The sequence below is a fragment of the Burkholderia sp. B21-005 genome (assembly GCF_020843965.1).
In the GTDB taxonomy this organism is placed as follows: domain Bacteria; phylum Pseudomonadota; class Gammaproteobacteria; order Burkholderiales; family Burkholderiaceae; genus Burkholderia; species Burkholderia ambifaria.
Genome location: NZ_CP086302.1, coordinates 1,107,560 through 1,122,772 on the forward strand (window position 1 = coordinate 1,107,560; position 15,213 = coordinate 1,122,772).

Consider the following 15,213-nt stretch of genomic DNA (forward strand, 5'->3'; position numbering starts at 1 on the left):
ATTCGGGAGAAGGTGCGTTGAAGATTCACGTTGCGCGTGTTTCGCGACGCCGGACATCGCCATGGAGCAATGCACGCCCGATTCGCGAGGAGTTCTTCGGCGAGGAGCGGCTGGCGCAGCTTGCGGGCAGCCTGGCTCGCGGGCAGAAGGTGCTGCCCGCCGGGGCCTCTGGCCCGTCGCTCGCCACACGGCTGAAGGACAACGCCGATCATCTGCTGAAGGCGTACCGGAACACGGTAGCGGCGGACGCCCGCGGCGAGGAAATCACCCCCGCGGCAGAGTGGCTGCTCGACAACTACTATCTCGTCGGGGAGCAGGTGCGGCAGATCCGTGACGATCTTTCCCCGCGCTATTACCGGCAACTGCCCAAGCTCGGCAACGGCCCGTTTGCGGGATATCCGCGCGTGTTCGGGATCAACTGGTCATTCGTCGCCCATACCGACAGCCGTTTCGATCCCGACGCGCTATGCCGTTTCATGCTTGCGTATCAGGCCGTGGAACCGCTGACGATCGGCGAACTGTGGGCGGTGGCGATCACGTTGCGGATCGTGCTGATCGAAAACCTGCGGCGGCTCGCGGATCAGATCATCGACGACCGGCGCGCGCGGCTCGACGCCGACGCGCTCGCGGATCGCCTGCTCGGCGAACGCGGGCAGGCACGGGAGGAGACGGAGCCGCTCATCGCCCGTTATGAGCAGGCCGTATTGCACGATGCATTCGCCGTACAGTTGATTCAGCGGCTGCACGATCACGATCCGGCCATGGCACCGGTATTGGCATGGCTACATCGGCACCTCGCGGCGCGCGGCGCGACGCCGGATCAGATCGTCGCGTCCGTCAACCACCAGCAGGGCGCAGCCAGCCTGACGGTACGCAACGTGATCACCAGCATGCGGCTGATTTCGGAGGTGGACTGGACCGATCTGTTCGAGCGCATCAGCCTCGTCGATCAGGTGCTGCGCAGCCACCCGGGCTTCGCGGAAATGGATTTCCCCACGCGCAACCTGTATCGCGATGCGGTTGAAACGCTTGCGCGCGGCGCGCCCGTCAGCGAACGGGAGATCGCGCGCCGCGTCGTCGCCGCTGCGGCGGCGCAGGGCGCGAACCGCGCGTCGGCCGCCGGCGCGGCGCCGGGTCGCGAGACGGACCCCGGTTACTACCTGCTGGCGGAAGGGCGCGCCGCACTTGAAGCGGAGATCGGCTATCGGCCGCCCGTTGCGCTATGGTTGCGGCGCCTGACACGTCACGCAGGTCTCGGCGGTTATCTCGGCCGTATCGGGCTGATTGTCGCGCTGCTGCTGGCGGGCATGTTGGTGTGGCTCGCGCGCGTCGAACCGCCCGGCCACTGGCTGATCTGGCTCGGCCTCGCCGGCCTGCTGCCCGTGCTCGATGCTGCCGTCGCGCTCGTCAATCGCAGCGTGATGCGCGATGTCGGCGCGAAGATCCTGCCCGGGCTCGCCTTGCTCGACGGTATTCCGCCGGGCCTGCGCACGATGGTCGCCGTGCCGGTGCTGCTGACGACGGAAGCGGCGCTCGGCGAGCAGATCGAGCAACTGGAAATTCATCACCTGGCGAGCCCCGATGGTGCGCTTTACTTCGCATTGCTCTCCGACTGGATGGACGCGCCCACGTCGCACGCCGACAGCGACGACGAGCTGCTGGCATCCGCGGCGGCGGGTATCGACCGCTTGAATCGCCGTTATCCGGCGGCGCTGGGCGAAGGCGAGCGCTTCCTGCTGCTGCACCGCAAGCGCGTGTGGAACGACGGCGAACGATGCTGGATGGGCTGGGAGCGCAAGCGCGGCAAACTGCACGAGCTGAACCGATTGTTGCGCGGTGCATCGGACACGACGTTCATCTCGCATGCAGGCGGGCCGCCGCGCGTGCCGTCTGACGTGCGCTACGTGATCACGCTCGATGCCGATACGCGGCTGCTGCGCGATACCGTGCGCCGCCTGATCGGCAAGATGGCGCACCCGCTCAACCGGCCGATATTCGATTCGGCGAGCCGGCGCATTGTCGAAGGCTACGGCGTCCTTCAGCCGCGTGTCACGTCGTCCCTCGCGAGCGGCGACGAGGGGTCGCTGTTCCAGCGTGTGTCGTCGAGCGCGCACGGCATCGATCCTTACGTATCGGCCGTATCGGATGTCTATCAGGATCTGTTCGACGAAGGCTCCTATGCGGGTAAGGGCATCTACGACGTCGATGCGTTCGAGGCGGTGCTCGCCGGCCGCGTGCCGGAGAACACGGTGCTCAGTCACGATCTGTTCGAAGGTATTTTCGCGCGGGCCGGGCTGGCGTCGGATGTCGAGGTCGTCGAGGCGTCGCCGTCCCGCTACGACGTCGCGGCGGGACGCCTGCACCGATGGGCACGCGGGGACTGGCAGCTTCTGCCGTGGTTGATTTTTGGCCACGAACCGCTGACGGCGGTCGGCCGCTGGAAGATGCTGGACAACCTGCGCCGTACACTCACTGCGCCCGCCATGCTGGTCGCGCTGCTGGCCGGATGGATGCTGCCGCTGCCCGTGTCGTTTGCCTGGAGCGCGTTCGTGCTGGTGACGATCGCGCTGCCGTTCCTGTTGCCCGTCTTGAGCGGGCTGGTGCCGCGCTGGCGGCGCACGCACGTCAAGATGACCACGCGCAGCGTGCTCCATGCGTGGTCGGAGGAGCTGCAGTTCGCGTTGACGCGGTTCGGCCTGTCGGTCGTCATGCTGCCGCAGCAGGCATGGTCGATGGGCGACGCGATCGCGCGCACGCTGTTTCGCGTGGGGATCAGCCGTCGCCACCTGCTCGAATGGACCACGGCGGCCGAAGCCGGCGCGCGCGACCGGCGGACCCTGACGCTCACCTATCTGCAAATGCGCGGCGGCGTGACGCTCGCACTGCTTGCCGCGGTCACCAGCATGCTGGTGGGCTGGCGCTTCGATCGTCATGCGGGCTGGCTGGCCGCTCCGTTCGCGCTGGTCTGGCTCGCGGCGCCCGCGATCGCCTACTGGCTGAGTTGCGCGCCGCGGCCGGCGGGCGAGCTGGCGGTGGCTCCGCACGGTGCGCGCCAGCTACGGCGCGACGCGCGCCGGACCTGGCGCTATTTCGAGACTTTCGTGACGGCCGACGATCAGATGCTGCCGCTGGACAATTTCCAGGAGGACCCGAAGCCCGTCGAGGCGCACCGGACTTCGCCCACCAATATCGGGCTGTACCTGTTGTCCGCCGTCAGCGCCCGCGAGTTCGGCTGGCTTGGCACGCTGGACGCGGTGTCGCGGCTGGAGGCGACTCTCGCGACGATGCGGCTGATGTCGCGCTATCGTGGCCATTTCTACAACTGGTACGACACGCGCGACCTGCGGCCTCTCGAGCCGCGGTATGTGTCGTCGGTCGACAGCGGCAATCTCGCCGGGCACCTGATCGCGCTCGGCAATTGTTGCCGAGCGTGGGCGAAGCAGCCCGCTGGCGTGGGACGACAGGCCGCGCATGAAGGGATCGGCGATACGCTGGCGCTGTTGTGCAAGGCCGTGTGCCGAGATGGCGACGCCCGGACGGCCTTGCACGGCGAGTTCGAGCGGGCCGCGACCGAGCTGGAGGAGACGCTCGCCGCGCCGGCCGGGGAGGGCGCGGCACCGGAATGGCCCGCGATCACGATCCTCGCCGCGACGGTCGCCGATGTCGCGCGTGCGCTGATGGACGAGATCGGCCGGGTGCGGGGCGACGACGTCGACGACGTGCTGTTCTGGGCGCAGGCGCTGGAGCACGTGGTGCAAGGGCATTGCAGTGACGCGACGCGCACGCCGGACGAAGCGGACGTGCTGAACAAGCGTCTTCAGGTGTTGGCCGATTCCGCGTTGCAGATGGCCTATGCGATGGAGTTCGGCTTTCTGCTCGACCCGGTGCGGAACCTGCTTTCGATCGGCTACGCCGTGGCCGACGGGCAGCTCGATCCGGGCAACTACGACCTGCTGGCGTCGGAGGCTCGCCTGGCGAGTTTCGTCGCGATCGCGAAAGGGGATGTCCCGGCGCGCCACTGGTTCCGGCTAGGCCGCCTGGCGACGCCGATCGGGCATGGCGCGGCGCTGATATCGTGGTCGGGATCGATGTTCGAATACCTGATGCCGTCGCTGGTGATGCGCGCGCCGGACAGCAGCCTGCTCGCGCGTACCAATCACCTGGTGGTGCGACGGCAGATCGCCTATGGCGACGGGCTGCGGCTGCCGTGGGGCATGTCCGAGTCGGCGTACAACACGCGCGACATCGAGCTGACCTATCAGTATTCGAGCTTCGGCGTGCCGGAGTTGGGGCTCAAGCGCGATCTCGACCAGAACCTGGTGGTCGCGCCCTATGCGACCGCGCTCGCGGCGATGGTCGCGCCGGACGCCGCCGCGCGCAACTTCGAGCGGTTGCGCGCGGCCGGCGCGTGCGGACGCTTCGGCTTCTACGAAGCGCTCGACTACACGCCTGCGCGCGTGCCGGAAGGCATGCCGGTTGCCATCGTGCGGGCATTCATGGCGCATCACCAGGGCATGTCGATCGTGTCGATCGCCAATGCGTTGCTGGGCGGGCGCATTCGCACCTTCTTCCATGCGGAACCGGCCGTTCGCGCCACCGAGCTGCTGTTGCAGGAGCGGGTGCCGGGCCGGGTCGCGGCAGGGCGGCCGCGGGTCGACGCACGCCCCGCCGGCAGGATGCATGGGATCGATGCCGGCGTCGCGCGGCGCCTGCTGTCCGCGAACGATCCCGCTCCCGTCACGCATCTGCTGTCCAACGGCCGCTATGCGGTGATGCTCACGGCCGCGGGGTCCGGCTACAGCCGTCGCGACGATCTGGCCGTTACGCGCTGGCGGGAGGACGCGACGCGCGACGATTGGGGCAGCTATCTGTATCTGCGAGACGCGGAGAACGGCGACGTCTGGTCGGCCACGTGGCAGCCCACCGGCGTGGTACCGGACAGCTACGAGGTGACGTTCACCGAGGATCGCGCCGAGTTCGTGCGTCGCGACGGCACCTTGACGACGTCGGTCGAGGTGGTGGTGTCAGCCGAGGACGACGCAGAGGTGCGTCGGGTGTCGGTGGCCAATACGGGCACCCGGCCGCGCATGATCGAATTCACGTCGTACGCGGAAATCGTGCTCGCGCCCGCAACCGCCGATCACGCGCATCCCGCATTCTCGAAGCTGTTCATCGAGACCGAGTACATGCCGGCGTCCGGCGCAATTCTGGCGACGCGCCGCAAGCGCGCGCCGAGCGAGGCGGAAGTTTGGGCCGCTCATCTGGCGGTGACTGCCGGCGAAATCGTCGGCGCGGAAGAATTCGATACCGATCGCCTGCGTGTCATCGGACGCGGACGCAGCGTTCGCCTGCCGCTTGCGCTGACCGAACGGCGTGCGCTGAGTACTTCCGAAGGCGCGGTGCTGGACGCGGTGTTCACGTTGCGGCATCGGCTGCGCATCGAGCCGGGCGCGAAGGCGAGCATCGTTTACTGGACCATCGTCGCGGATTCGCGCGCGCAGCTGCTCGATCTGGTCGACAAGCATCGCGACGGCGAATCGTTCGCGCGTGCGGCGATGCTCGCGTGGACGCAGGCGCAGGTGCAACTGCGGCACAGCGCGGTGAGCCTCGACGAGGCCGCGTTGTTCCAGCAGCTGGCCGGATACATGCTCTACAGCGATGCGTCGATGCGGCCGGGCTCCGCCGCACTGCTGCGCCATGCGGCGGCGGTATCAGCGGCGGGCGGAATGGGCGCGTCGCCGTTATGGACGCATGGCGTATCGGGGGATCTGCCGATACTGCTTGTCCGGATCGACGACATCGAGCACATCGCCATGGTGCGGCAGTTGATTCGCGCGCACGAGTACTGGCGGATGAAGCGGCTCGAGGTCGATCTGGTCATTATCAACGAGCGCGCGGCGTCGTATGTGCAGGATTTGCAGGTGGCGCTCGAGGGGCTGGTGCGGCCCCGACAGCCCCCTGGCGAAGCCGGACGCGGCAGTATTTTCGTCCTGCGCGAGGACCTGATGGCGGTGGCGGCGCGCGCATTGTTTCCGGCCGTTGCGCGGGCCGTGCTCGCCGCGCGCAACGGCCGGCTGGTGGACCAGTTGCGGCGCCTCGCGGGTTCGCCGCTGCCCGCGCGCCCGGATGCCGCGCGCGCGCCGCTGCCGCCCCCCGTGATCCCGCCGCCGAAAGGCGCACAGGCCGGCGAGCGTCTCGAATACTTCAACGGCATCGGCGGTTTCGCGCACGGCGGCCGCGAATACGTCGTGATCCTGCAGCCCGGCCAATGCACGCCGATGCCGTGGGTCAACGTCGTCGCGAATCCGTCGTGCGGCTTCCTGAGCTCGGCGGAGGGGGGCGGCTATACCTGGGTGACGAACAGCCGCGAGCATCCGCTGACGCCGTGGTCAAACGACCCGGTTACCGATCCGCCGAGCGAAGTGTTCTACATCCGCGACGACGAGACTGGCGTGCGCTGGGGGCCGCAGGCGGGTTCGATCGGCGACGACGCGCCGAGCGCGACCGCTTTCGTGGCGAGTCATGGCCAGGGCTACAGCCGGTTTGCGCATTCCGCGGCCGATGTCGCCGTCGAGTTGCTGCAGTTCGTGCCGCTGGCCGATCCTGTCAAGATTTCCCGCCTGAGTCTGCGCAACCTGTCGGACCGGCCCCGCCGGCTGTCCGTCGCAATCTATGCGGAGTGGGCGCTGGGTGCGCCGCGCAGCGCCTCGGCGCCGCACACCGCGAGCGAGATCGATCCGCCCACCGGCGCGCTGTTTGCCCGCAACGACTGGAGTCAGGTGTATCGCGGCAGAGTGGCGTTCGCCGATCTATGCGGCCTGCAAACCTCGTGGAGCGCGGACCGGCGCGAGTTCATCGGCCGCAATGGAGTCCTGAGCGATCCCGCCGGTTTTCCGGGCAAGACGGGCGCGTCGCCGTTGTCGGGCCGCGTCGGCGCCGGGCTCGACCCGTGTGCCGCGTTGCAGACCACGGTCGATCTCGAACCCGGCGGCAGCGTCGAAATCGTCTTGCTGCTCGGCGAAGGCGCCGATGCGCCGGCGGCACGGCAGTTGATCGTGCATTACCGTCAGGCCGATCTCGACGCGATATTCGCCGCCGTGACGGCGTTCTGGGACGAGACGCTCGGCGCCGTTCAGGTCGAAACGCCTGATCGTGCGATGGATCTGATGTTGAACCGCTGGCTGCTGTACCAGACGCTGTCGTGCCGGATCTGGGGGCGTGCGGGCTTTTATCAGGCGAGCGGCGCGTACGGTTTTCGCGACCAGTTGCAGGACGGCATGGCGCTCGCGGTCGCCCGCCCGGCCCTGACGCGCGAGCATCTGCTGCGGGCGGCGGCGCGCCAGTTTCCCGAGGGCGACACGCAGCACTGGTGGCTGCCCGAAAGCGGCAGCGGCGTACGCACGCGAATCTCCGACGACCGCGTCTGGCTCGCCCATGCGGTTGCGCACTACGTCGACGTCAGCGGCGACCGGGCGATTCTCGATGCGTCGATCCCGTTCATCGACGGGCGGGCGCTGGCCGCCGACGAGCAGGACGCGTTCTTCATTCCGCGCATCTCGGAAACGAGCGCGTCGCTGTTCGAGCATTGCGCGCTCGGGTTGGAGTCCAGTCTGGCGCATTTCGGCGAGCATGGCCTGCCGCTGATCGGCACCGGCGACTGGAACGACGGGATGAACCGGGTCGGCGAGGCCGGGCGGGGCGAAAGCGTGTGGCTCGGGTGGTTCCTGCATGCGACGCTCACGGCGTTCGCGCCGCTCGCCACGGCGCGCGGCTCGGGCGAGCTGGCGGCGCGCTGGCTGACGCGCGCCGGCGCGTTGCGCGACGCGCTTGCCGATGCGGGATGGGATGGCGAGTGGTATCGGCGCGGCTACTTCGACGACGGTACGCCGCTCGGCTCGGCCGGCAACGCCGAATGTTCGATCGACGCGATCGCGCAGTCGTGGAGCGTGCTGTCGGGCGCGGCGGACCCGGCGCGCGCCGCGCAGGCGATGGACGCGCTGGACGCGCGGCTGATCCGCCGCGACGATGGCCTGGCGCTGCTGTTCGCGCCGCCGTTCGATCGTTCGTCGGTCGATCCCGGTTATATCAAGGGCTACCCGCCGGGCATCCGGGAAAACGGCGGCCAGTACACGCATGCGGCCACGTGGTCGGTGCTCGCGTTCGCGCAAATGGGCGACGGCGATCGCGCGGCGAAGCTGTTCGCGCTGCTCAATCCGGTCAATCGCAGTCGCACGCGCAGCGGCGCGAATCGCTATCGGGTGGAGCCGTACGTGGTCGCGGCCGACGTCTATTCGGTCGCGCCGCATGTCGGTCGCGGCGGATGGACCTGGTACACCGGCTCGGCGGGCTGGCTGTATCGCGCGGGCGTCGAAGGCCTGCTCGGCCTGCGCAGGCAGGGCGACCTGCTGTCGATTCAACCGTGCATACCGCGATCCTGGCCGGGCTTCAGGGCAACGCTGCGTCACGGGGCGTCGCACTACGACATCGTCGTCGAGAATCCGGACGACGTCTGCGGCGGCGTGTCCCGCGTCGTCGTGGATGGCGTGCGGCTTGCCGCCGGCGAAGCAGCGGTACGGCTCGTGGACGACGGTCGGCGTCATAGCGTGGTCGTGACGCTGGGGGCCGCGCAGGCGGTGCTCCTGTGAAGCGGCAGGCGGACGTGGAAGTCGGCAGGTTGGCATTCGGGCCGGTACGTTAGCGGACGGACTGTGCGCGATTTACCTCCCATCATGAACCGATGTTTCGAATTCCATCGAGACGTCAGCGCATGGGCTTCCGTGCTTCGAGCCGGATCGGACGACGCAGCGGCAACCCGAGGAGATAATCATGAGAAAGCTACATTCCGTGGCGGTCGAGATGGCGATAGTCACCATGACGATGGTCGTGCTGACCGGTTGCGGCGGTATGTCTCGCCGTGGAACGGATACCGTGATCGGGGCCGGTGTCGGCGGCGTCGCCGGTGCGGTCCTGACGGGCGGCAGCGCGTTGGGTACGGTTGGCGGCGCGGCCGTCGGCGGGGTGGTCGGCAATCAGGTCGGGAAATAGATCGGGAAACAGGCCGGCCGGATGAAGGGAAGGGAATCGGCAGGCGCACTCGCCGTCACGGCGAAGCGTGCACTATACGAGAATGGCTCGGAGTGTGACCGATATGTCGGCATTTCTTCTGAACGGTGAGCTGAGGCTGTCCTGGTGGCAGCTTGCGTGGGTCGTGCTCGCGCTCACGCATGTCACCATCATCGGCGTGCCGGTGTACCTGCACCGCTGTCAGGCGCACCGCGCGTTGGATCTGCACCCGTGCGTCAGCCACTTCTTCCGGTTCTGGCTGTGGTTGACGACCGGTATGTTGACGCCGCAGTGGGTCGCGGTGCATCGCAAGCATCACGCGAAGAGCGAGACGCAGGAAGACCCGCATAGCCCGCGAACCCGCGGCCTCGCGACCGTGCTGCTTCGCGGCGCGGAACTGTACCGGGAGGAGGTGCGGAACGAGGAAACGCTGCGCCGGTATGGATTGGGTACGCCGGACGACTGGCTCGAACGCCACGTCTATGCCCGCTATCCGAACCTCGGCGTCGGGCTGCTGGCCGTGATCGACGTCGGGCTGTTCGGGCTGCCCGGCGTGGCGGCGTGGGCGATCCAGATGATGTGGATTCCGTTCTGGGCTGGCGGCGTGGTCAACGGTTGCGGCCACTTCAGCGGTTATCGGAATTTCGCGACGCTTGATGCGAGTACCAACCTTTTCCCGCTGGGCATCCTGATCGGCGGGGAAGAACTGCATAACAATCACCACGCATACGTGACGTCCGCCAGGCTGTCGAACCGCTGGTTCGAGTTCGACATCGGCTGGCTGTACATCCGCCTGCTGGCAGCATTGAGACTGGCGACCGTTCGGCGAGTCGCAACGAAGCCGCGCCCGCTGCCGAACAAGGCAGTGGTCGACGACGCAACGCTGCAAGCGATCATCCGCAATCGGCATGCGGTGATGGCCGCCTATGCGCGCATGCTCGAACTCGCCTGCCGACGGGAACTGCGCCGCATCAAGGACATGAGCCGCGACGACAAGCGCGCGTTCGCGCTCGGCATGAAACGCTGGCTGCGCCAGGCCTGGGGCCATCGGGACAAGCCCGATCTGCGTGCGTTGACGAGCCCCAATGCGAACCGGCGAATACGCGTGTACGTGGATATGTACGAGGCGTTGCTGGAGCTATGGACGCGGTCACACGCATCGCACGAGCAATTGCTGGTTCAGTTGCAGGATTGGTGCCGTTGCGCGGAGCAGAGCGGCATCAAGGCGGTCGCCGATTTCTCGATGCGTCTGCGCCTGTATGCGTGATCGCGACACGCCGGTGCCCTGCCATGCGGGACCGGCCTGCAACGGTTCGCGGAGCAAGCCCCGCTCATCTCGCCCGACTGTCGGGACGCAAATAACGCCACTTGCTCGCATTGGAATTGATGCCGGCATCTTGACGGATGCGCTTTTCGGACCGCTCGATGTCGGCGCGGACCAGATCGTCCCGCTGCTTTTGCCGGGTCGCGTCATCGCGCCGATCAATTGCGGGGCCTGAGTAATATTTCATGAATCGCTCCTGAGTGAGGTGTGCCCGCCTCGCGAGACGCCGCGTCGAGCGGGATGCGGCGGACGGATCAGATCGCTGTGGGGGCGATCTTGCCGTCCACGATGTCCTTGCCGAATTGCATCGCCAGGTCGAGTGCGAGCGCCGCCGTTTGCGGAGCGCCATGTTCGAAAATGGTCGAGTAACGCGGTGCCGTTGCCGAGGTCGCCGGAATCGTATCGATGCGCACGATTGAAGTGAAACGCTTCGGGCCGGGGGCGTGGGGATCGCCGAACGGCGGGAAAAGCATTTGTGAATAGACGCGGAGTTCACGTCCGCGATATTCGAGAGTGGGGATGGTCATGATTTGCTCCTGACAGAGCAACCGTTGGCGCCGAAGGATTCAAGGGCGCCGATGCCTTGACAAAAAACCGGCAGGTATCTTCAGTGTGCGCGCTTGACAATGGTTTCGCAATAAAAATATCGGATGCCGAATCATATTTTCGATACGGATAAATCACCGGGTTGCGGTGCGGTTGCGGAAGAATTCGCTTCAAAATAGTCGATACCGTACAGACCAACGCGTGTCGTCCGGTTCACGATAAAATCAACACCGAGGAGGCTGCCATGTGCATCCCACTTTCACCCGAGGTCGTCGAGACCCTCAAATCGCTTGATCGAATTCCGGATTCCCAAGCCGATATTCCACGCTCCATAGCCAATGAACTATTGACTCACGGGCTCGCATACGAGTCGCGCACCGGCGGCTCCATCAATATGACGTCAGCAGGCCGGATGTGGCTGAATCGGTGCGCCGATTATTAGGAAGCGCGCACGCGTCGACCGGACGAGATGGGAGTTTTGTCGCGTACAACACTCCATGGACAAGTGAGGCAATGATGAAAATCCAATCTACACGATGGTTTACGCTGAACCGGTATGCGCCTGTTCGCGACGGATGGTATGAAGTGCGACTGGTGAGCGGCGACACGGCGTTTGCGAAGTTTGGTGATGGCGAATGGACGGAAAAGCCGATGCTCGCCTTTACGCGTTGGCGAGGCTTGCGCTCCGATCCGGACAAGTCGGGCGACCAGGAGACGATTGCCGCGGATGCGACCGTAGCGAAAGGTGTCCGAGACGTGTGGAACGCATTCTTTCCCGGCGTGGGAGACGAGCAGCACACACCACTTGCCGCCGCGCACAGCGATCACACCCGACACACTGCGGCATCGTGACGGCCGGCTGGAAACGGAATTCGCCGGGTGCAGACGTGTGTTATCGGCACCCGGCGAGTCAACCGCAATTTGCACGATCGCGCGGCGCGTCGGAACGAGCCGCGCGCACACCCTACGGTCGCTTCTTGAATTGCGCTTTCGCGTCACCGAATGAGGCTTGTGTCTTTCCGACGACCTGCTCGACCGTACCCTGCATTCTGGTCGTTCGATTCCCCAGGATCCTGCCGATCATTTCCTTCAGTTTGCCTTTTGCTTCATCGATGCGGCCTTTCACTTGATCCCTGTTCATCACATTGCTCCTTGGCATGGGTCGCCTGTCTCACCGATACGAAACCACGAACCGATCGAAGCCTCGTATCGGGCGTTTTGGCGCGCGACAACCAAGGCACCCCGACACATGCTGTGCGCCGTCGTGATGGAAGTCGGTACGATGCCGTACTGCCGTACGCGAATCGGAGGCGGCAAGCCAGCGTATGCATGCGGGTGGCGATCGGATCGATCGCCGGCTTATGAGAGATACTGGCCGGACACAGGCCTGTGCCGACAGCATCATCTTCACGCTCCGAAGCACAATGAGTGCGGCCTGCCAGCCCGCTGGCTGTCGTGGGTCGGCAAGCGCTTTTCACATGAGATCGCACCGTCATGGCATCCGTGCCTCGTGATCGTCGGCTCGGCGATTGTGGCGAACGGCGATGTGCTGCCCTACATGACGAGGTAGCGACGGGACTCGACACCGTTGACCCTGCACACCGCGGCAAGCGCAGATTGGAGCGTGCCTGTACCCAGTCAAATGCGTCGGCCCAGAGGCCCGCCAGTCTAGCCGCGAACTCGCTGGCCACGCTCCATCGCGATATGACGGCTGAACACCGGTCGGCCTCGTGGAAGCCATAAGGCGCCTTGCATAGCTCATCTCGCCCGATTGTCGGGACGCGAATAACGCCACTTGGTCGCATTGGAATTGATGCCGGCATCCTGCCGGATGCGCTTTTCGGACCGCTCGATGTCGGCGCGGTCGAAATCTTCCCGCTGCTTCTGTCGGGTCGCCTGATCGCGTTGATCAAGTGGTGTGCCTAAATGATGTTTCATGGATCCTCCTGATTGGAGCGTACCGTGTATCAATATCGACCACTGCCGCAAATGTGTGCAGACACAGAATGGGCGAGAAAAAGGGGGGAGTCGGTACGATGCCGTGCAGTGGTGGTTGGAGTCGCTTCAAATCGTCATGCAGATGCTTTCCGGCGATGTCCGCCATGACCCGCGTGCGCCCGGTACTTTGCCGGCCAGGCTCCGCGCCAGCGTTCGGCTACTTTGATATCGAAAGATTCGATGCACGTTCCGAACCGGGTGCATCGAGCACGTGTCCTGCATGAAGGAGAAGGGCGACTTGCGTCCGGCCACCCGGCACTTGCGTGCCGGCGGCATCGCACTGGACCGCTCGACGCTGGCGCGCAGCGCGCCACGGCGTCCGCCTGAGTCTTACGCATAGCGGCGCATAAGCGGCGTGGCCGAAATGCCGTGCAGCACGATCGACACGGCGATGATGGCCAGTACTTGCGGAACCAGCGGCAACAGTTCCGCGCGCGGCCCTTGCTCGAGGGACAGCATCAGGTAATACAGGGAACCCACGCCACGGATGCCGAACCAGCCGATCAGCCGGCGCTGGTGGCGCGACGCCCGGGAACCGATCAGCGCAAGCCAGGTAGCGGTCGGCCGGATGACGAGCAGCAGTGACGCAACCACGGCCGCGCCTGTCCAGGTGAGCATATCGGCCCAATAGCGGGAGACGAGCGCGCCAATCAGCAGGATCAGCACGGCTTCGGCGATGTGTTCCAGCTCGATCGTGAATCCCATGACCGATTCAGCGACGAAGGCATGAGCTTTGTCGGGGTTGGTGGAGGTGGCTTCGACATCCTCGCTGTCCACGACGCCGACCGTCTCCTTCGACGTCTTCCGGCCGCTCGTGCGATGCTCGACGCGTCGCATCGCGACGCCCGCAGCGAATACGGCCAGGAACCCGTAGCCGTGAACGGCGAGCGCCGCGCCATATGACAGCATGATCAGGCCCAGCGCGAAAAACCCTTCGAGGCCGAGCGCCTGTCCGTGACGGCTGCGCAGAAATGCGACGAGCCGGGCGGTGGCCAAGCCAAGCAACCAGCCGACGCCCACACCGGAGGCGATACCCCAGCAACGCCGCCGACCATGTTCCAGTGAAGCGCCGACGTCGTGCTGGAATCGCACAATAGCAGGCCGAGCACCGCGCACGGATAGGCCGTGCCGTCGTTGATCCCGCCTTCGCCAGACAACGAAAAGCGCACCAGTTCGACATCACCCGCGTCGCGCACGCCGACGTCATGAGCGAGCACGGGATCCGTCGGCGCGATCATCGCACCCAGCAGCACCGCGACGCCGAGACTCAAATGCAGCACCAGCATGCCAAGCGCGGCGATCGACGCGACGGTGAAGATCATCGCGACGACGCCAAGCCGCAGCGGCAGCATCCAGCGGCGATCGGCGGGCGGGACACGCAACCTCAGGCCGATCGCGAACAGCGAGATCAGCAAGCCGATTTCGGCAGCGATGCGCAAGCGCGTGACGTCATCAGGCAATGTCATCGCCAGGAAACCGATACCGGACGGCCCGATCAGAAAGCCGATGCCGAGATACACCATGGCCGCGCTCAGCGGCAAGCGCTTAAGCGACGATCCGATGAGTCCCATGAAAATCAGTAGGGCCCCGAAGATGAGGCATCCAATCGTTTCGGTCACTTTGAATGTCCTGCATGGATAACGTCGCGCTCGCCGCGCGTCGAGCGCAGGTCGCCATGCGGTGTCGTCGAGACTGCACGCGGCACGCGCGGGACGGCACACACCGGGATGGGCGTCGATGCCTCGCATTCGTCGCACGATATCGCGCTGGTCGTACCTAACCTGAGGCGGAATTTCGTGACTGATCAAGTAGTGAGTCTCGCGTCGATATTATCGGAATCCAGCCAGGCTCGACGGACCGTGGCAGGAGGTTGATAGCGATGCGCGCTATGAGGCCGGCGCTCGTTGTAGATCCGATCTTTCTCCGGTTGCTTGAGCGTACAAGTGGCCACCCGGCAGCTCAACCCCAGATAACCACATGCCTTGCGTTGCGAGAGACCCCGCCGAGTCAACTTGTTGCGCCAACGATAGAACGTCTGTTCCGAGATGTTGTGGCGCTTGCACCGATCCTTCACCGGCTCGTCCCGGTTCTCGGCCTCCCGCAAGTTGCGGATGATCTGCTCGTCGGTAAATCGCTTCTTCATCGAGTTCTCCTTGCCACCAGGATAAAAGAGAACTCACTTGCCAAATGCTACAAGAAACGGCTCAGGTCATACGCGCTATACGCTCGACGCGCGGGCTCAGTATGTCCGATGCCGGACGGTTTGTCGGTGCGGGTGACGA

The 15,213-nt window shown here is 65.7% G+C and carries 8 protein-coding genes and 2 pseudogenes; 4 read left to right on the forward strand and 6 right to left on the reverse strand.

The window, feature by feature from the left end:
- The first annotated feature begins 17 nt into the window (after positions 1-17).
- From LMA02_RS21320 to LMA02_RS21330, 3 genes are all read left to right on the forward strand, one after another.
- Entirely contained in the window at positions 18-8,645 is an 8,628-nt protein-coding gene (locus tag LMA02_RS21320) for a GH36-type glycosyl hydrolase domain-containing protein (RefSeq protein ID WP_228909701.1), read from the forward strand.
- Positions 8,646-8,826: 181 nt separating this feature from the next.
- A complete protein-coding gene (locus tag LMA02_RS21325) occupies positions 8,827-9,045 on the forward strand; it encodes a glycine zipper 2TM domain-containing protein (RefSeq protein WP_012365720.1) in 219 nt (72 codons plus the stop codon).
- Between the two features lie 103 nt (positions 9,046-9,148).
- Positions 9,149-10,330, forward strand: coding sequence for an acyl-CoA desaturase (locus LMA02_RS21330; RefSeq protein WP_416378685.1), 1,182 nt, complete (start codon positions 9,149-9,151; stop codon positions 10,328-10,330).
- 64 nt (positions 10,331-10,394) lie between these two features.
- On the opposite strand, the gene LMA02_RS21335 is transcribed toward LMA02_RS21330, so the two are convergent.
- Entirely contained in the window at positions 10,395-10,574 is a 180-nt protein-coding gene (locus tag LMA02_RS21335; RefSeq protein ID WP_006755265.1) for a hypothetical protein, read from the reverse strand.
- A 67-nt stretch (positions 10,575-10,641) separates the two neighbouring features.
- Positions 10,642-10,914 (reverse strand): hypothetical protein, encoded by a 273-nt coding sequence (locus LMA02_RS21340; RefSeq protein WP_175663598.1) that lies wholly within the window; start codon positions 10,912-10,914, stop codon positions 10,642-10,644.
- Positions 10,915-11,449: 535 nt separating this feature from the next.
- Here LMA02_RS21340 and LMA02_RS21345 point away from each other — a divergent pair.
- On the forward strand, positions 11,450-11,785 hold the full coding sequence (locus LMA02_RS21345; RefSeq protein WP_175663816.1) for a hypothetical protein: 336 nt from the start codon (positions 11,450-11,452) through the stop codon (positions 11,783-11,785).
- A gap of 112 nt (positions 11,786-11,897) precedes the next feature.
- On the opposite strand, the gene LMA02_RS21350 is transcribed toward LMA02_RS21345, so the two are convergent.
- The 4 genes and pseudogenes from LMA02_RS21350 to LMA02_RS21365 form a co-directional block, all read right to left on the reverse strand.
- Positions 11,898-12,074, reverse strand: a complete 177-nt coding sequence (locus tag LMA02_RS21350) for a CsbD family protein (RefSeq protein WP_006755261.1) — start codon at positions 12,072-12,074, stop codon at positions 11,898-11,900.
- 617 nt (positions 12,075-12,691) lie between these two features.
- Positions 12,692-12,871: a hypothetical protein gene (locus LMA02_RS21355; RefSeq protein ID WP_006755260.1), complete on the reverse strand. Its 180-nt coding sequence runs from the start codon at positions 12,869-12,871 to the stop codon at positions 12,692-12,694.
- A gap of 390 nt (positions 12,872-13,261) precedes the next feature.
- Positions 13,262-14,550 (reverse strand): annotated as a pseudogene (locus tag LMA02_RS21360) (cation:proton antiporter).
- 278 nt (positions 14,551-14,828) lie between these two features.
- A pseudogene (locus LMA02_RS21365) lies at positions 14,829-15,074 on the reverse strand (transposase); the annotation flags it as partial.
- Positions 15,075-15,213: the final 139 nt, after the last annotated feature.

What these genes read in the sequence shown, in the direction of transcription:
- LMA02_RS21345 (WP_175663816.1), top strand. Translation starts at nt 11,450, where the DNA reads ATGAAAATCCAATCTACACGATGGTTTACGCTGAACCGGTATGCGCCT.
- LMA02_RS21350 (WP_006755261.1), bottom strand. Translation starts at nt 12,074, where the DNA reads ATGAACAGGGATCAAGTGAAAGGCCGCATCGATGAAGCAAAAGGCAAA.
- LMA02_RS21330 (WP_416378685.1), top strand. Translation starts at nt 9,149, where the DNA reads ATGTCGGCATTTCTTCTGAACGGTGAGCTGAGGCTGTCCTGGTGGCAG.
- LMA02_RS21340 (WP_175663598.1), bottom strand. Translation starts at nt 10,914, where the DNA reads ATGACCATCCCCACTCTCGAATATCGCGGACGTGAACTCCGCGTCTAT.
- LMA02_RS21325 (WP_012365720.1), top strand. Translation starts at nt 8,827, where the DNA reads ATGAGAAAGCTACATTCCGTGGCGGTCGAGATGGCGATAGTCACCATG.
- LMA02_RS21335 (WP_006755265.1), bottom strand. Translation starts at nt 10,574, where the DNA reads ATGAAATATTACTCAGGCCCCGCAATTGATCGGCGCGATGACGCGACC.
- LMA02_RS21355 (WP_006755260.1), bottom strand. Translation starts at nt 12,871, where the DNA reads ATGAAACATCATTTAGGCACACCACTTGATCAACGCGATCAGGCGACC.